The sequence below is a fragment of the Blautia sp. Sow4_E7 genome (assembly GCF_052116245.1).
Taxonomy (GTDB): Bacteria; Bacillota; Clostridia; order Lachnospirales; family Lachnospiraceae; genus Blautia_A.
In genome coordinates this window covers 30,366-47,848 of sequence record NZ_JBQKLL010000019.1, presented here as the reverse complement: position 1 = coordinate 47,848, position 17,483 = coordinate 30,366, and the positions used below count along the sequence as shown (strand labels likewise).

Annotated in this window: 13 protein-coding genes and 2 pseudogenes; all 15 read left to right on the top strand. The window is 42.6% G+C overall.

Annotated elements, in window-relative coordinates; all coding sequences use genetic code 11:
• Nucleotides 1-22 precede the first annotated feature (22 nt).
• The 15 genes and pseudogenes from ACTQ50_RS11750 (at nt 23) to ACTQ50_RS11680 (ending at nt 17,413) form a co-directional block, all read left to right on the top strand.
• Nucleotides 23-1,747, top strand: a complete 1,725-nt coding sequence (locus tag ACTQ50_RS11750; protein ID WP_441484362.1) for a sensor histidine kinase — start codon at nt 23-25, stop codon at nt 1,745-1,747.
• Nucleotides 1,740-2,543 carry a response regulator transcription factor gene (locus ACTQ50_RS11745; RefSeq protein ID WP_441484361.1) on the top strand — a complete coding sequence of 268 codons (804 nt, stop codon included), beginning with the start codon at nt 1,740-1,742 and terminating at the stop codon, nt 2,541-2,543. The genes ACTQ50_RS11750 and ACTQ50_RS11745 overlap by 8 nt, the downstream gene beginning before the upstream one ends.
• A gap of 174 nt (nt 2,544-2,717) precedes the next feature.
• Nucleotides 2,718-3,857: an ABC transporter ATP-binding protein gene (locus ACTQ50_RS11740; RefSeq protein ID WP_441484360.1), complete on the top strand. Its 1,140-nt coding sequence runs from the start codon at nt 2,718-2,720 to the stop codon at nt 3,855-3,857.
• Nucleotides 3,858-3,871: 14 nt separating this feature from the next.
• On the top strand, nt 3,872-5,518 hold the full coding sequence (locus tag ACTQ50_RS11735) for an ABC transporter permease (RefSeq protein ID WP_441484359.1): 1,647 nt from the start codon (nt 3,872-3,874) through the stop codon (nt 5,516-5,518).
• A gap of 66 nt (nt 5,519-5,584) precedes the next feature.
• Nucleotides 5,585-6,649: an extracellular solute-binding protein gene (locus ACTQ50_RS11730; protein ID WP_441484358.1), complete on the top strand. Its 1,065-nt coding sequence runs from the start codon at nt 5,585-5,587 to the stop codon at nt 6,647-6,649.
• A 121-nt stretch (nt 6,650-6,770) separates the two neighbouring features.
• A complete protein-coding gene (locus tag ACTQ50_RS11725; protein WP_178732689.1) occupies nt 6,771-8,033 on the top strand; it encodes a zinc-binding dehydrogenase in 1,263 nt (420 codons plus the stop codon).
• Nucleotides 8,034-8,043: 10 nt separating this feature from the next.
• On the top strand, nt 8,044-8,970 hold the full coding sequence (pfkB, locus tag ACTQ50_RS11720) for a 1-phosphofructokinase (RefSeq protein WP_178732687.1): 927 nt from the start codon (nt 8,044-8,046) through the stop codon (nt 8,968-8,970).
• A 242-nt stretch (nt 8,971-9,212) separates the two neighbouring features.
• Complete coding sequence (locus tag ACTQ50_RS11715) at nt 9,213-10,334, top strand: DUF362 domain-containing protein (RefSeq protein ID WP_441484357.1); 1,122 nt, start codon at nt 9,213-9,215, stop codon at nt 10,332-10,334.
• 100 nt (nt 10,335-10,434) lie between these two features.
• Nucleotides 10,435-12,008, top strand: a pseudogene (locus ACTQ50_RS11710) (IS1182 family transposase).
• Between the two features lie 96 nt (nt 12,009-12,104).
• Complete coding sequence (locus ACTQ50_RS11705; protein WP_441484356.1) at nt 12,105-12,278, top strand: hypothetical protein; 174 nt, start codon at nt 12,105-12,107, stop codon at nt 12,276-12,278.
• A gap of 63 nt (nt 12,279-12,341) precedes the next feature.
• Nucleotides 12,342-12,461 (top strand): annotated as a pseudogene (locus ACTQ50_RS11700) (N-acetylmuramoyl-L-alanine amidase); the annotation flags it as partial.
• A complete protein-coding gene (locus ACTQ50_RS11695; protein WP_441484355.1) occupies nt 12,459-13,361 on the top strand; it encodes an N-acetylmuramoyl-L-alanine amidase in 903 nt (300 codons plus the stop codon). The pseudogene ACTQ50_RS11700 and the gene ACTQ50_RS11695, both read left to right, overlap by 3 nt.
• Nucleotides 13,362-13,704: 343 nt before the next feature.
• Nucleotides 13,705-15,111: a YfcC family protein gene (locus ACTQ50_RS11690; RefSeq protein WP_195379599.1), complete on the top strand. Its 1,407-nt coding sequence runs from the start codon at nt 13,705-13,707 to the stop codon at nt 15,109-15,111.
• Between the two features lie 114 nt (nt 15,112-15,225).
• Nucleotides 15,226-15,792, top strand: a complete 567-nt coding sequence (locus ACTQ50_RS11685) for a M15 family metallopeptidase (RefSeq protein ID WP_441484354.1) — start codon at nt 15,226-15,228, stop codon at nt 15,790-15,792.
• 316 nt (nt 15,793-16,108) lie between these two features.
• Entirely contained in the window at nt 16,109-17,413 is a 1,305-nt protein-coding gene (locus ACTQ50_RS11680; RefSeq protein WP_441484353.1) for an ABC transporter substrate-binding protein, read from the top strand.
• Nucleotides 17,414-17,483: the final 70 nt, after the last annotated feature.

Below are 17,483 nucleotides of genomic sequence, written 5' to 3'. Positions count from 1 at the left end.
AATACAAAAGGGATGATAAACGATGAAGTGGACAGGCAAAAAAAAGAACAGAGAGAAAGCAGTATCTTCCAGCTTTCAGAAGGAATTGGAGAGCCTTACCCTGAAGCAGATCATAGTTATGCTTCTGATAAGCTGCGTGATGACCCTGGCGGGTCAGTGGGGGATCACGTATATGTCAAATGAAATCAATGCCAGACGCCATCTGAAGGTATTACGGGACACATTTCTGCAGATTGATGATGGAAACACAGAATTTCTTGAGGACGAGCAGGTAATGGAAGCCGGAATTGCACTTTTGGAGGACAGAACCAAGAACAACGAGGATCTTTTTAACCGGAAATTCACCCATTTTAACCGAAATTGCCTTGTAAAAAATAACTACATGATAACAGACACAAAACAGAATCTGATTTCATCTTCCTATACGGATGAAACTCTTTCTTCCTACTTTGTAAACTACATTTATGCAGTGTGTTTCAGGGCTCAGAAAACCGGAAATCAAGTATACAGAGGTGTTTATTTTGATATTGATAAATACGAAGATACTCTATATGTGAAGCCTCTGAGCAAAGACAATGAGGTAATCGGGTATATTACACTGGTTCTTTCCGGAAGTAACTGGAACTACTATATGTCCGAGAAAAGCAATGATGGCATTATCACAGATCTGCGAAACAACGTCATGTATGCCAGCAAACGAGGTTTTGTAAAATATGCCAGTAAGTTTTATGGAGATGAAAATGGCGTTGTCTGGAATGATACAGAACGTTATTGGGTGGTATCTCAGAAAATAGAGAGCAGAAACGTTATTATCTATTCCCTTGTAGATTATCCGAAAAGTAAGACCGTTCCTCTGATGCTTGGAATCGTATTTATTATGGGAGTGGTATGGTATTTTATTGCAAGAAAAATGTCAAAGGTAATGGCAGAGAAAAATTCCCAGTCCATTAATCAGCTGGTAAGTGAGATCCGCATTATCCGAAAAGAAGACCCCAAGCATCGTGTGGAGATTGAGGAGGAAAACGAATTCGCAGAGGTTGGAATGCAGATTAACCGAATGCTGGACGCCATTGATGAATTGAATGAAAAAAACGTGGAGCTGGTAAAGCTGAATTCTTTGATTGAGCTTCAGCAGCTTACGGAGCAGATGAACCCGCATTTTCTTTACAATACCCTGGAAATCATAAGGACGCTGGTGCTTTGGGACGGGGAGAAGGCCGAGCAGCTAATCGAGCGTCTTACTGATGTTCTGCGCTACTGCGTAAATAAAGAAAAAAACGAAATAACTCTGGCTGAAGACATGGTGTATATTAATAAATATCTGGATATTCAATACACTCGTTTTGGCGATAGATTGAAATGTGACATTGATATTCAGCCAGAATGCGAAAATGTAATTGTAACCCGCCTTCTTTTGCAGCCATTTATTGAAAACAGTATCAAATACGGTTTCAAGAACAAAATGAATATCCACATCTGGATCACGGCGAGAATGGATGGAGACAGGCTGGTAATCCGCACAAGAGATGACGGATACGGAATGGATGAGGAGAGCGCCGCACTTTTGAAAAAACAGCTGAAGGAACATGACAATACCTCTACCTCTATTGGATTGCGAAATATTTCCAGGCGTTTGTATCTGAGATACGGACAGGACAGCGGCATTCACATTCATAACCGGCCTGGAACTGGGTTTGAAGTAGTAACTGTGATTCACATCAATGAGAAGGACAGAAAAAATGTATAAAATATTGATAGTAGAAGATGAAGATATTATCCGCAAAGGACTATTGTATACAGTCAAATGGGAGGAAATGGACTGTATGGCAGTTGGTGAGGCACGAAACGGTGTGGAAGGAATTAAACAGATTGAGAAGCTGAGGCCGGACATTGTAATTGTGGATATCAATATGCCCGTTATGACAGGGCTTGAAATGCTTGAAAAAACCTGGAAGCAGTATCAGTATACGGCTATTATCCTGTCAGGCTATGCTGAGTTTGAGTATGCACAGAAGGCCATTACCTACGGTGTTGTGGGCTATCTGCTGAAACCCTTGAAGAGAGAAGAGCTTAAGGAAAATGTGGAGCTTGCCATTGAAAGATGTAAAAATCTCCGTCATCTGGCGGTGAATGAACAGGAGAAGGGCTCCCTTGGCAGCTTGCAGATCATAGAGGCATTGACAAAGGAGCAGCAGGAGGATGAGATTGTAGGAAAGATGCTCCAGTATATCCAGCAGCATTTTTCAGAAAAGGTAACTTTGGGTGATATTGTGGAAGAAATGAATTATAGTGAAACCTTCCTCAACAATAAGTTTAAGAAAAAGATGGGGACAACCTTTATCGAGTATCTCAACCGTTACCGGGTACAGAAAGCCATAGAAATGCTGCAGAAGGATGAGGAAGATATCCAGGAAATCGCCTGGAAATGCGGAATCGGGGAATACAAGTATTTTAATACAGTGTTTAAGAAGTATGTGGGATATTCACCAAAAGAATTTCGATTTCGGCTGCATGATAACAGAAAAAATGAGAATAACACCTAAATCTAAACGGTAGTAATTGTGCAAAAATACAATTACTACCGTTTTAACTTGTAAAAATGTTTGATATTTTTACTAACCGTTTGATATTTTCGGTTTTTTCAGGCATGAAAAATAGCTATGATAGGTTCAACAGATGAAGAGAAAACAATATCAGAGGAAAGGAGAACAGTGAAAATGAGTGTAGCAATTAATATAGAGCACGCTGTAAAGAAATATGGTGACACTACCGTAATCCCGGATTTATCAGTATCCGTAAAAAATGGCGAATTTTTTACCTTACTTGGACCTTCCGGATGCGGAAAAACCACACTGTTAAGAATGATCGCAGGTTTTAACACTGTTGAGGGAGGCTATTTCAAATTTAATGACAGGATCATTAACGATATGGAACCGGGAAAAAGAGATATCGGAATGGTATTTCAGAACTATGCGATCTTCCCAAATATGACCGTAAGAAAAAATGTAGAATTTGGCCTGAAATACAAAAATGTTCCAAAGGAACAGAGAAGCAAAGAAGCAGATAAATTCCTGAAGCTGGTTCATGTTGACCAGTACGCAGACAGAATGCCGGAACGTCTTTCCGGTGGACAGCAGCAGCGAGTTGCACTGGCAAGAGCTCTTGTAATTAAACCGGAAGTGCTTCTGATGGATGAGCCTCTTTCCAATCTGGATGCAAAGCTGAGAGTGGAAATGAGAACGGTCATCAAAAACATCCAGAAGGATGTAGGAATCACAACCGTATACGTTACACATGACCAGGAAGAGGCAATGGCAGTTTCTGACAGGATCGCAGTTATGAATAAAGGGGTAATCCAGCATTGTGGCGAGCCGAAGAACATTTATTTAAGACCTGCAAATCTTTTCGTAGCAACCTTTATTGGAAAATCTAATGTAATGGAAGGCAGGCTTCTGATGAAAGAGGGTGTCTGTCTGCTGGAGTTTCCAGGAGGCTATCAGGTGGAGGTACCAGCCATTCTGAAAAAAGAGCGGAAAAACAGACCGGTAACCGTTTCTGTAAGACCTGAGGAATTTGTCCTTGAGCCATATTCCGATACGAAACGAGGACAGGGGATCATTGCAACGGTACAGGATCATGTATTCCTCGGCTCCAACACGCATTATTTCCTGAAAATGGAAAACGGGGAAACGGTAGAGGCTATGGAAGAGTCTGATATGGATTCTCAGATCAAAGCAGGAAGCAAGGTTCTTCTTACCGTGAAGGAAAAAAAGATTAACGTGTTTGACAAAGAAACAACCGATTCTCTTATGGAAGGTGTGAAGAATTCCGTAAGCGCTTTCCCTGAAAAACAGTGAGGGGAGATGAGCGCATGAAGGAAAAAAGGAGAGTTGATTTCTGGACCATCGTTACCTGTGTACTGGCTCTGATCTTTCTGGTCTTTCTGGTATATCCTATCGGAGGATTATTAAAAGAAGCTTTTGTAAAAGACGGAGCGTTCTCACTGGATGGATTCGCAGAATTTTTCAGTAAAAAGCATTATTATGGAACCATTGGACACAGCACCATGATCGGAATCTGTGTAACCGTTTTCAGCTTGCTGATCGGAATTCCCTTCTCTTATTTTTATACATTTTATAAGCTGAAAGGGAAAAAGATCATTTTCGTGCTTTGCCTGTTATGTACCATGTCAGCTCCGTTTATCGGTGCTTATGCCTGGATCCTTCTGATGGGAAATTCCGGACTGATCACACAGGCACTGAAGCTGATCGGAATCAAGGGCGTTTCCATTTATGGATTTGGAGGAATCGTTTTTGTACAGGTATTAAAGCTTTTTCCACTGGTTGTCATTTACATGAACGGAGCCTTCCGTGACATTGACAATACCCTGCTGGAGGCAGCAGAAAGCATGGGCTGCAAAGGTGTGGAGCGTTTTAAAAGAGTTATCATGGGACTGACAATGCCAACCATTCTGGCAGCTGCATTACTGGTATTTATGAGATCCTTTGCAGATTTCGGTACTCCGGTCCTCATTGGCCGAGGCTACACCACATTCCCGGTCCTGATCTACAATGAGTACCTTGGTGAGAATGGATCTGATTTCCATTTTGCAGCAGCAATCAGTATCATCGCAGTTTTGGTAACGGCAGTTATCTTCATTATACAGAAGGTAGCATCCAACCACTTTAAATTTACCATCAATGCACTTCACTCCATTCACCCCAAGGAAACAAAAGGTGCTTCCGGAGTTCTGATGAATGTATTCTGTTATGTAACACTGGCACTTGCATTACTTCCGCAGGTATACATCATCAATATGTCTTTCAGAAACTACACAAACAGTATTCTGAAACCTGGCTACTCTCTGGAAAACTACAAGAAGGCAATAGACAAGAACCTGTTCCGTGCAATGGGAAATACCTTGATCGTAAGCTTTGCGGCACTGGCAATCATCCTTGTGATCGCAGTCCTGATTTCCTACCTGGTAGTCAGAAAGAACAATTTTGCGAACAATGCCATTGATACAGTTTCTATGATGCCGTACATTATGCCAGGTGCTGTAATTGGTATTTCACTGATCATCGCATTTTCCAGGAAACCATTTTCCATGACTGGAACTCTGGCAATCATGATCATTGCGTTGGCTATCCGGCGAATGCCTTTTACCAGCCGTTCCGCAACGGCAGCTATGATGAAGATTCCGATCAGTGTTGAGGAGGCTGCACTTAGCCTTGGAGCACCGAAGGTGTCTGCATTTACAAAAATTACAATTCCAATGATGTCAAGTGGTATCCTGTCAGGAGCAATTTTAAGCTTCGTGTCTATCATTACAGAGATGTCCTCAGGAGTGATCCTGTACAACAACTCCACTATCACTTTGACAGTTGGTACGTACACCTGCATCACATCCGGAATTTATGGAGTTGCAGCAGTATTTGCAACTGTGACCACAGTGCTTACTGTAATTTGCCTGATCGTATATCTGAAGATTTCCAAATCAGAGGATATGGCTCTGTAACAGGTAATGAAACGGATGGTGAATATCCGTTTGAATAAAAACTATATAAGAAAGAAGGAAAAGATTATGAAGAGAAGGACAATGACGAAGGTTTTATCCGCAACAATGGCAGCAGCTATGATGGCATCTACCGTATGCGTACCGGTAGCAGCAGAGGCAGAGGGTGACCGTCCTTATTATGTAAGAGAGGCGGATAAGGTAACTGGAAAGCTGACTGTTTATACTACAATGGAAGAGACACAGCAGCAGGTATTACAGGATCTGTGGTCCAAGTATTATCCGGACTGCAGTCTTGAGATCCAGGCAGACTCCATCGGAACTCTGGCAACAAAGATCAGAAGTGATGAGTCTACAGATGCAGATGTTGTAATCGGAGGTTTGTTTGCGGCAGATGGTGACAGCTATCATGATATTCTCCAGCCATATACAGCTGCCTGTGATGAAGAGCAGGATTACCATGACGCAGCTGGATATTACACCTTCTATGATGTTCAGGTAATGTGCCTGGCAGTAAACCCAGAGTTAAGAGATGAGCTTGGAATTAAGATTGAAGGCTATGAAGACCTCCTTCAGCCGGAACTGGAAGGCAAGATCATTATCGCAGCACCGGATGCTTCTTCCTCTGGATATCGTCAGCTGCAGACTGTACTGGCAACAATGGGTGACAGCTTTGACGATGAGAAAGGCTGGGATTACATTAAAGAGCTGATTCCGCAGACCTTCTCCACAACTTCTTCCAAGGATGTATTTAACCTTGTAAGCAACGGCGAGTACGTGGCAGGTCTTTCCTATGAGTCCAGCGTTGTCGCTATGATCAACGACGGTGCACCTATTGAGTGCGTATACATGAAAGAAGGCAATACAGCAATGGCTGGTGGTGCTGCAATCGTTAAGACAGCTCCAAACCTTGAAGCAGCGCAGGCTATGATGGATCTTCTTTCTTCCGCAGAGTTCCAGGATGCAAGAGCAGAGGTTTCAGCAGGCCGTGGTTCCAACGGAAACTGTGATCTGAAAGGTCTTCCGGACAGCGATACACTTGGTCTTGTAGATATTGACTATGACTATCTTGCAGAGCACAAAGACGAGATGATCAACAAATTTACAGAGATGTATGCAGACCTGAACGGTTGATAAAAGCTTTGTTCCAAGGGTTACTTTAAAACAGAAAAATAGTGAAATCTGGTCCCCCGGCAGACAACCGGGGGGATACATATATCAGGCAGACTTGAGATTTGAAAGGAGTTTTGTTATTATGAAAGCGAAGGCAGTAAGAATGTACGGAACCAGAGACTTAAGACTGGAAGAGTTTGAGCTTCCGCCAATTAAGGATGATGAGATCTTGGCAAAAATTTATAGTGACAGTATTTGTATGTCTACGTATAAATTGGTGGAACAGGGAAAGAGCCATAAGAGAGCACCGCAGAATATTGACACCAATCCGGTTATTGTAGGTCATGAATTTGCAGGCGTGATCGTAGAGGTTGGCGAGAAATGGAAAGATCAGTTTAAACCCGGAATGCGTTTTGCACAGCAGCCTGCACTGAATTATAAAGGCAGTCTGGCATCTCCGGGCTATTCTTATGAATATTACGGCGGAGATACCACCTACTGTATTTTCCCTCACGAGACAATGGAGCTTGGGGCACTGATGCCGTTTAACGGGGACAGCTTTTACAAGGCTTCCCTTGGAGAGCCAATGAGCTGTATCATTGGTGGCTATCATGCCTGCTATCACACAAACAAGCAGAATTACAACCATGAAATGGGAACGAAAAAGGGTGGAAATATCCTGATTCTTGGTGGCTGCGGCCCTATGGGACTGGGTGCTGTTGCTTATGGGATTATCTGCGAGTATCACCCGAAGAGAATCGTGGTAACGGATATTGATGAGGCGAAGATCCAGCGTGCACGTACTGTTATTACAGAAAAATATGCTGCAGAGCATGGTGTGGAACTTCATTACGTAAATACTGCCAAAGATAATGATGAATATGAAAAGCTGATGAACATTACAGAAGGCCACGGATATGATGATGTATTTGTTTTTGTTCCGGTACCGGCTGTATGCGAGCTTGGAAACCGTCTTATGGCTTTTGATGGCTGCATGAACTTCTTCTCTGGCCCTACCGACAAGAAGTTCAGCGCTATGATCAATCTTTATGACTGCCATTACACAAGTACTCATATTATGGGAACTACAGGCGGAAATAATGATGACCTGATCGAAGCAAATAAATTGGCTGCAGAGGGCACTCTTGATCCGTCTGTTATGATTACTCATGTGGGAGGTCTTGACAGTGTTGCAGAGACTACCCTGAATCTGCCTCACATCAAAGGCGGAAAGAAGCTGGCATATACACAGATCAGTATGCCGATGACAGCTATTGACGATTTCGCAGAGCTTGGAAAAACAGACCCATTCTTTAAGAAACTGGCTGATTCCTGTGCTGCTCATCAGGGATTGTGGAATCCGGAAGCAGAGAAGATTCTCTTTGAGCATTTCGGAGTAGAATAAGGAGGCTCCTATGATTTATACTGTTACATTCAATCCGGCGCTGGATTATATCATGCGAATGGATAAGCCGCTGGAAATCGGAGAAACCAACCGTTCACAGAGTGAAGATATTTTCTATGGCGGGAAGGGGATTAATGTTTCCAGAGTGCTGTGTGCTCTTGGCGTGGAAAATACGGCTCTTGGCTTTGTGGCGGGATTTACCGGTAGTGTAATTGATGAGGAACTGAAGAAGCTGGGAATCTGTACAGATTTTATTACGGTGAAAAAAGGTTTTTCCAGGATCAATGTGAAGCTGAAGGGTGCACAGGAGACGGAGATTAATGCCAAAGGGCCGGAGATTGACAGTGAAGAGGTGGAGCGGCTTTTTTCCAGGATTGAGCAGATGAAAGAGGATGATTACCTGGTGCTGGCAGGAAGTATTCCAGGCTCTCTTCCTAATGATATTTATGAGAAGATTTTGGAAAAAATAGCTGGGAAGGGGATTCACGCAGTAGTAGATGCTACGGGAAATCTTCTTCGGAAAACGCTTTGCTATCATCCATTTCTGATCAAGCCTAATCGTCAGGAGCTGGCAGACCTGTTTGGTGTAACCATTGAAAGTGACGCAGAAACGGTGGAGTATGCACAGAGGCTTCAGGATGAGGGAGCGGAAAATGTGCTTATTTCCATGGGCGGTGATGGGGCAATTCTGGTTGACCGTGATAAAAATGCTTATAAGCTTCCGGCTTTTAGAGGTACCTTGAAAAACTCTGTTGGTGCAGGGGATTCTATGGTGGCTGGGTTCCTGGCTGGATATGAAAAGGAGAAGAATCCGGAAACTGCTTTCCGTCTGGGTTCTGCGGCGGGAAGTGCCACTGCGTTTCATGAGGATCTTGCGACGAAGGAGCAGATTGAGGAGCTGTATGGCTCAGGGGTGCAGGAGATAGAGAGACTTTAATTGTGTGAGGTATATGCAAAGGCTACATGGTATAGTTTTCATGATTTTGCACAGTTTGGTGGAAAAGATATCCTGATTGAGAGTATGTTTGTGGAAAAATGTCCTGTTACAGGTGGTGCGTTGACACTGCCTGACAGGACATTTTTTATTTGTTTCTGTATTAGGGTGTGCTTCATCTTGCAGAAAGCATTCGGGGGCACGCTCTAGGACTTTCATAACAAACAACAAGAATGGAGGACATTATGGAAAAATCAACTGTTTATTTTACTGACTTTCGCTGTAAAGTCGGAACAAGTCAGCTGGATAAGCTGAAAAAATTATGTATTGCAGCAGGCATCCATGACATTGATATGAATGGAAAATTTGTTGCCATTAAGATGCATTTTGGAGAACTTGGCAACCTGGCTTTCCTGCGTCCCAACTATGCGAAAGTTGTGGCAGATCTATGCAGGGAACAGGGCGGAATGCCATTTCTCACAGACTGCAACACCCTTTATCCAGGAAGCCGCAAAAATGCCCTTGAACATATGGATTGTGCCAATCTTAACGGCTTTAATACCGTTACTACCGGATGCCAGATCATTATAGGTGACGGGCTTCGAGGAACCGATGATATAGAAGTGCCTGTTGTAAATGGAGAATATTGCCAGACTGCAAAGATTGGACGCGCTGTCATGGACGCTGATATCTTTATCAGCCTTACCCACTTCAAGGGACACGAAACAACTGGTTTCGGCGGTGCTATCAAGAATATCGGAATGGGCTGCGGAAGCCGTGCAGGAAAAATGGCCCAGCACGCCAGCGGAAAGCCGGTTATCAACGAAGAACTGTGCCGTGGCTGCAAGCGCTGCGCCAAGGAATGCGGCAGTGATGCCATTACATATCCTGAGAAAAAAGCAGTTATCGATTATGATAAATGTAAAGGCTGCGGCCGCTGTATCGGTGCCTGCAGTTTCGATGCCATCCATAATCCTCACAGCAATTCCAACGAACTGCTCTGCCGTAAAATGACAGAATATGCACAGGCTGTCTGTCATGGACGTCCTTGTTTCCACATTGCCCTGGTTCAGGATATCAGCCCTAACTGTGACTGCCACGTTGAAAACGATGCTCCAATCCTTCCGGATGTAGGAATGTTCGCAAGTTTTGATCCCATTGCCCTTGACCAGGCCTGTGTAGATGCCTGTCTTGCCCAGACACCGATCCGCAACAGTCAGCTTGGCGACAACCTTGCCAAGCCAGACTGGCATCACCACCACAATCATTTCATGGATTCCAATCCAAATGTTGAGTGGGAAGCTACTCTGGATCATGGCGAAAAGATTGGGCTTGGTACCAGAAGCTATGAGTTAAAGAGAATTTGATTTTTTCTGTAAAAATAGGGGATGTGAAATAAGTCCCTAAAAGAAATAGGACCATTCGTTCATGCGAAAGGTCCTATTTTTGTGGTAAAATTAACTTGCGATGAAAACTTTACACAATAATTATTGTAATTCAAAACAAGGATATTTACCACTGTTTCTTTCAGATTGTTTGGATCTGCTGGATCCTGTTTTAACATTTGACAGATTGATGGGAGGAATCGATTTAAACAAGTATCTGACGGATATTCCGGAGTACACAACCGGACGACTCAGATATAATCCAGTCAACATGTTAAAAACAGTACTTTTCGGATTTATGACTAGCGGCTACTGCTCTCTGAGAGAACTGGAAGACAACTGCAAAGTTAATATCAGGTTCATGTATCTCATGGATCACCAGACTCCGTCATACAGAACCTTTGGATATTTCATCAATGAAATACTTCAAGATAAGATCGAAAACATTTTTAACGACATCAATCATGCTATCTTTAACGATGAGCATGTAGATCTGCAACATCTCTACATCGACGGCTCCAAGTTTGAAGCAAATGCAAACAAGTATACCTGGGTATGGAAGAAGGCTACCGAAAAGTTCCGTTACAAGCTTTACGAAAAAATCACTGCGGAGATTGAGGAGATTAATGCAGAAATCGCATGGAGCGGGGTGCAGATCACAACAAATCCGGAGTATGTACCGGATTATCTGAATGAAATCGTTGAGCAGCTAGTACTTTTATGGGAACTGGATACAAGTACATTTGTTTACGGAAGTGGAAAGCGAAAATCCAAAGAACAGCGTCATTATGAACACTTGACTACTTTCTGTCAGAAACTTCAAGAATACATACAAAAAATTGAAATCTGTGATCCTAATCGAAACAGTTACTCTAAAACAGATAACTCAGCTACCTTTATGCGTATCAAAACGGATTACATGGGCAATGATCAGCTTCTGCCAGCATATAATGTACAGATTGGTGTAGCAGATGAATATATTGCAGTTGTTGACGTAAACCATTATCGTTCGGATATGGATTGTTTCGTTCCTTTGATGGAGCACTTCAAACAAACTTATGGATTCTATCCCAAATATCCTGTGGCAGATGCTGGATATGGCTCATACAACAATTATATTTTCTGTGAACAGAACGGAATTGAAAAGTATATGAAATTTCCAATGTTTAAAAAGGAAACTAAGGATGAGAAATATCATGAAGATCCATTTCGTGCAGTTAACTTCAGAATTGATGAGCAAGGTGTCATGAGATGTCCTAACGATAAAGCATTCCATTTTTTATACAGAAAAAATGTGAGGGGAAATCAATACGGACGTAAGGAAGAATTGTATGAATGCGAAGACTGTAGTGGATGTCCATATGCAGAGAAATGTAAGAAGACAGATAAGAATCGAACCGTTCGGATCAATCAGGAATTAACTTCCATGCATCAGGAAGTAATCGAAAACCTAGAAAGTATCCACGGTGCGTTATTACGAATGAACCGTTCGATACAAGCAGAAGGCACTTTCGGAATTATGAAAAACGACCGTTGGTACAAGAGAATTGTCCGAAGAGGTATTCATTCAGTCAAACTGGAAGTTTTACTCGTGGCGATAGGCCACAATCTATATAAATATCAGAAAAAAAGATGAGAAACAGAACTGCCGCATAGATTCAAAAAAAGAATTTCTATGGGGTAGGGGAAGTGCGCTTTCTTTGCGCATGATTTCAGTCATTTATACAAAACAGGTACAAAAAGGGAGAGAAAATGGGAAAGAGAAATTTAAAAAGATTATTTACAGGAATGATTCTGGCAGGAGTTTTGGGGATTTCCTGTCCGGAGGTGGAACAGCTGGCAATTGTCACTGCACAGGCAGAGACTAATTCACAAGAGGGAACTACACCTTCGGACAAAACTAGAGTAACTACCGCTCCGCTATAGTCTTCTGTAACCTGGAAAAAGAAAGGCGGTAAGCGTTATTGTTACCGTAACGGCAGGAAACTAACCGGTTTTCAACAGATTGATGGTGTCTGGTACTATTTCAATTCGAAAGGCGTCATGTGCACTGGCTGGCAGCATATACGCGATCATTATCGTTATTTTTCGAAAAAAACAGGAAAAATGCGAGTAAACACCACAATTCAGGGCAGAAAAATAAACAGCAAGGGAATTTGGACTCCGGTAGTAGTACTGGATCCAGGACACACCGGTGTGGTAGCCGGCGGCTATGAACCGCTGGGACCAGGTTCCAGTGAAATGAAAGCGAAGGATACTTCCGGCACAGAAGGTATCGCAACAGGTGTTGCTGAGTATCAGCTGACTTTAAAAGTGGCGAAACAGCTTTCCACGGCGCTGAAAAAGCAGGGGTGCAAAGTGGTTATGACCCGAACAAACAGTAAAAATCCTCTAAGCTGCATTCAGCGCGCCAAAGCAGCCAACAAAGCCAAAGCAGACGCATACCTGCGCATTCACGCCAACGGCAACAGTAATTCCAGCATAAACGGCGCTATGACCATCTGTGTTACAAAGAACAACCGCTTTGTTTCATCCAAATTGTACAAAACAGTACATATTAAAGCACCGGACTTTGGCTGCAGTGCTTTTACCCTGCAGGAAGCAGACGGAAATGTGCTGATGGGAAGAAACTATGATTTCAAACGGGATACTTCCGCAATGCTGGTTTACTGTGAACCGAAGGGTGGTTACAAATCCGTGGCTTTTGCAGCATTGGATAATATCTCAGCAAATACTCCGGATGCGAGTATGAAGAAAAAGCTTGCCACATTAACAGCACCATTTATCTGCCTGGATGGCATGAATGAAAAAGGGGTATCAATTGCAGTCCTTACTTTGGACAGCGAACCGGTTCACCAGAATACAGGCAAGCCGGTGATCGGAACTACGCTTGTGATCCGTTTGATTCTGGACCGCGCGGCAACTACAGAAGAAGCCGTAGAGCTTCTGAACCAGTATGACATGTTTGCTACAAGCGGCAGAGATTGCCCTTCGGAGAAACTGGGATGATGTGATCGGATATAATCTGAAGGATAACACGATTACATTAAAATAATAACATAGAGCTTGTTTCAAACATAATCCGGTAGTCTTAAAGGAAGAGAAAGACACGTGAACCAGTTCAATATAAGGTTTTAAATGCCTCGTCGATGGGAAGCTTCACCATTTCCCCGGCGGGGCATTTAACACGTTAATTTTAATTGACTCCACAGTATACGAAGTGTATTATGAATTTATAATTGCTGTTTGCGGAGTGGATAAATGTATGGGGTATGCATAAGAAAAAAGTGTAAAACTCTTCAGGCAAAGCGAATAGTTTTTATAATCCATCTATCTAAAGGGGGAGTCATTTATGACGGGAAAGAGAAAAAGAAAACTGGCAATGCCAGACACCCTGATCATCGTAGCATCCGTTGTACTTCTGGTGGCGATTCTTTCATGGATCATTCCATCCGGAACCTACGATTATCAGGAAATGAACATCAATGGAAGAATTCGAAATGTAGCCATTGATGGAACTTATCACACAATTGATAAGTCCGAAGTTACCACAACCGGATTCCTTGGATTTTTCAGTGTACTGTATCGAGGCTGCGTGGAGGCTGCTGATGTAATTTTCATGATCCTCTGCTGCTGCGGAACCTTCGGTGTTGTGGTGAAAACAGGTGCTTTTCATGCAGGAATCGGAACCATTTTAAAGAAACTGAAGGGAAAAGAAATTCTGCTTGTTCCGATCATTATGATGATCTTCGGACTGGGCGGTTCCGTGTTTGGTATGGCAAGTGAATTCTATGGATTTTATCCATTGATCGTAGGTCTGGGAGTTGCACTTGGATATGATGCAATGTTCGGATTTGCCATTATTGCAGTTGGAGAGTTTGTTGGATTTATGGGCGCGACACTGAATCCATATTCTGTAGGAATTGCCCAGACAATTTCAGGTGTAGAGCTTTATTCCGGAACCGGATACCGTGCGATCTGCTTCGTGATCTTCATGGCAATTTCCATTATCTATGTAATGGTTTACGGGCGGAAAATTAAGAAAAATCCAGGTGCATCCGTTGTATTTGGTGAAAAAAACATTCATGCCTTTGACAGAGATGAGTTAAATGAATACAGCTTTACCTTAAAAGATGGTCTGGTTCTTCTGGATGTCCTTGTAGTGCTGATTGTTCTTATGCTGGGTCTGATCAAATGGGGATGGGATTTCCCGCAGCTTTGTGGCTTGTTCCTTCTTATGTCCATGATTGCTGCAGCAATCTGTAAGTGGTCTCCGAATAAATGGTGCAGTGAGTTTATTGACAGCGCAAAGACTGCAATGTGGGGATGTATCCTGACTGGTATTGCGAAAGCTATCACAGTTGTTATGCAGGATGCGCAAATTATGGATACTGTTATCTACGGCTTGTCAAATGTGCTGAAAAATGCGCCTCATGCAGTTTCTGCACAGGTAATGCTTGTAGTACAGACTCTGATCAACTTCTTCATACCATCTGCAACAGGTCAGGCTTCTGCAACCATGCCGATCATGGCACAGCTGGCAGATATTATTGGTGTGAGCAGACAGACAGCAGTTCTTGCATTCCAGTTTGGCGACGGACTTTCCAATATTTTCTGGCCGACGGCAGATATCGTTATCATCTGTGGCCTGGGTGGAATTTCCCTGCAGAAATGGTATAAGTGGTTTACGCCGCTGTTTCTGATCTTGTTTGTAACACAGGCGATTTTGTTGGGGATTGCAACTGGAATTGGGTTCTAGAGCCTTTTTCAAACACGCTCTGGAACTTCAAGGAAAAGCTTCAAGAACATTAATTGTTTGATAACCAGTGAACTTTAAAAACATAAAGGTAACTGTTCTGAAAAGGTAAGTCTAATGGAAAGAAAAGGAAACTTAATTAAACTTACGGACCTGTCTTCCGATTTCATCATCGACCTGAAATATGCCACGCCACACAATTTCACCGGCGTGCAGGTATACCAGTCTGCGGATTGCTGGCTGGATGAACACACAGCGCAGATCCTGATAAAAGCGAAGGAAATTTTCGAAAAAGATGGCTATCGGGTGAAAATCTGGGACGCTTATCGTCCAATTCGTGCGCAGAAGCGGTTCTGGGAGATCATGCCAAATGATGATTTCATTGCCCGTCCGCCGGATATGACGAAAATTAAGAAATTCCGTCCTACTCATATGAACGGAATGTGTGTTGACGTCACCTTAACTGACAAAGAGGGCAATGAAATCGAAATGCCGTCCCCATTTGACACTATGGACGAACGCGCTGCCCTGAACTTTGCCGGTCATTCAAAAATCGGAAGAAGAAATGGTGAATATCTGAAAAAAGTAATGGAATCTGTTGGATTTTTGGCGTACGAATGCGAATGGTGGCATTTCTATGACGTGTCTGCGGAACCAGTGCCGTTTTCGGATTATGAAATATAGTTTTGGAATATGAGATTCCATTAAAAGGGTAAAACAAAGCAGTTGCCAGAAAGTAAGCTGATTTATAGACCTATTGTAAATATTAATAAGATGTCAAAAAAGCCAGGGATAGTCACTACAAAAAGCCTCACCCCTGGCTATTTTTGTAGAAAAAATCATACAAAGTGTAAGAATCTATAACATTTCAAGGAAAATATTCGTATTTCAAAAAACTCAATTTTCTGTAATAATAAGTACATCAAAGAGAGATACCGGTAAATCTCAAATAGAAAACGCAAAAAAAGAAGAACGAAAATTTCAGGGAGGTTATAGCAGAATGAAAGGAAAAAAACTTGTTTCTTTAAGTATGGCAGCTGTTATGTGTGCGGGCGGTCTGGCTGCTTATGGCGGACAGGAAGTTAAGGCTGATGATAAGGTTTCCGTTGTTGTGGCTACAAACTGGGGCGAAGGCGATTCCAAATACGATTATTTCTATCCTGTTTTCCAAAAATTCCAGGAAGAAAATGCAGATACAATGGACATTACCCTTCAGACATACAGCACTGAGGATTACAAGACGAAGATCAAAACCCAGACAGCATCCGGAGATCTTCCCGATGTATTTACATACTGGGGCGGCGGTATGATGAAAGATATGGTTGACGCTGGATTGCTTCTTAATGTAGATGATTACTTTGCTGATAGTGAAAGCGTAACAAAAGAAGACTTCGATGATGGAGCATTTGATTACTATATTGCAGGAGATGGAAATGCATATGGTATTCCGATTGAGTCCACAAGAGGTGTTCTCTTGGCAAACAAAACTCTTTTTGAGCAGTATAATCTGGAATACCCAACAACATACGATGAGCTGTTAGAGGTCGGAAAAGTATTTAATGAAAATGGAATTATTCCAATGGCGATCGGAAGCAACGGCGGAACACCTTCAGAGTTCTTCTATAGTGAACTTTACAATCAGTATGAAGGCGGCGCAGATGAGATTGCAGCACTTGCTTCTGGTGGAAACTTTAACACTGACAATGCAGTAAAGGTTGCAGATACTCTTCTTGATATGATTGACAACAAGCTGTTTCCGGAAGATACAATGGCAAACGGTGGCTGGTCTGCAAGCCTTCAGCTTTATACAGATGGAAAAGCAGCTATGACTTACACCTATCCATGGATGTATGAGTCAATTCCGGATGATATTCAGGAATGCAGTGACATTATTCCAATCCCGCAGATGCCAGGTGCAACAATTGATCCGGCAACAATTGAGACAGGATTTACTGTATATGGATTTATGATCAACAAAGCTTCCTATGAGGATCCGGAAAAACATGATGCTATCCTGAAAGTATGCGATATGCTTGCTTCTGATGAGTTAACAGAATCTCTTACAGAGAGCGGAATGATCCCATGCAAAAAAGTAGAAGTTAACAAAGACTCCCAGAAACTGATCATGCAGAAAACACTTGATTATGCGGCTGATAAAACTCTTGTTCAGGTTCACTATACTACAATGCCAAGCGCAGAAGCAATTACCATGATGGATTCCAGTCTTGATGAGCTGTTTATCAATGCACTGACCGGACAGGAATTCGTTGATAAGGTACAGGCAGTACTGGATAAAGAGAAATAAACGGTAGCTGCTTTAAAGGATAAGTAATGTTGATAAAAGGCTGCCGCGAAGGAATGATTAAAAGCGGCAG

What these genes read in the sequence shown, in the direction of transcription:
- pfkB (WP_178732687.1), top strand. Translation starts at nt 8,044, where the DNA reads ATGATTTATACTGTTACATTCAATCCGGCGCTGGATTATATCATGCGA.
- ACTQ50_RS11695 (WP_441484355.1), top strand. Translation starts at nt 12,459, where the DNA reads ATGCGAGTAAACACCACAATTCAGGGCAGAAAAATAAACAGCAAGGGA.
- ACTQ50_RS11750 (WP_441484362.1), top strand. Translation starts at nt 23, where the DNA reads ATGAAGTGGACAGGCAAAAAAAAGAACAGAGAGAAAGCAGTATCTTCC.
- ACTQ50_RS11715 (WP_441484357.1), top strand. Translation starts at nt 9,213, where the DNA reads ATGGAAAAATCAACTGTTTATTTTACTGACTTTCGCTGTAAAGTCGGA.
- ACTQ50_RS11705 (WP_441484356.1), top strand. Translation starts at nt 12,105, where the DNA reads ATGGGAAAGAGAAATTTAAAAAGATTATTTACAGGAATGATTCTGGCA.
- ACTQ50_RS11735 (WP_441484359.1), top strand. Translation starts at nt 3,872, where the DNA reads ATGAAGGAAAAAAGGAGAGTTGATTTCTGGACCATCGTTACCTGTGTA.
- ACTQ50_RS11740 (WP_441484360.1), top strand. Translation starts at nt 2,718, where the DNA reads ATGAGTGTAGCAATTAATATAGAGCACGCTGTAAAGAAATATGGTGAC.
- ACTQ50_RS11725 (WP_178732689.1), top strand. Translation starts at nt 6,771, where the DNA reads ATGAAAGCGAAGGCAGTAAGAATGTACGGAACCAGAGACTTAAGACTG.
- ACTQ50_RS11680 (WP_441484353.1), top strand. Translation starts at nt 16,109, where the DNA reads ATGAAAGGAAAAAAACTTGTTTCTTTAAGTATGGCAGCTGTTATGTGT.
- ACTQ50_RS11730 (WP_441484358.1), top strand. Translation starts at nt 5,585, where the DNA reads ATGAAGAGAAGGACAATGACGAAGGTTTTATCCGCAACAATGGCAGCA.
- ACTQ50_RS11745 (WP_441484361.1), top strand. Translation starts at nt 1,740, where the DNA reads ATGTATAAAATATTGATAGTAGAAGATGAAGATATTATCCGCAAAGGA.
- ACTQ50_RS11690 (WP_195379599.1), top strand. Translation starts at nt 13,705, where the DNA reads ATGACGGGAAAGAGAAAAAGAAAACTGGCAATGCCAGACACCCTGATC.
- ACTQ50_RS11685 (WP_441484354.1), top strand. Translation starts at nt 15,226, where the DNA reads ATGGAAAGAAAAGGAAACTTAATTAAACTTACGGACCTGTCTTCCGAT.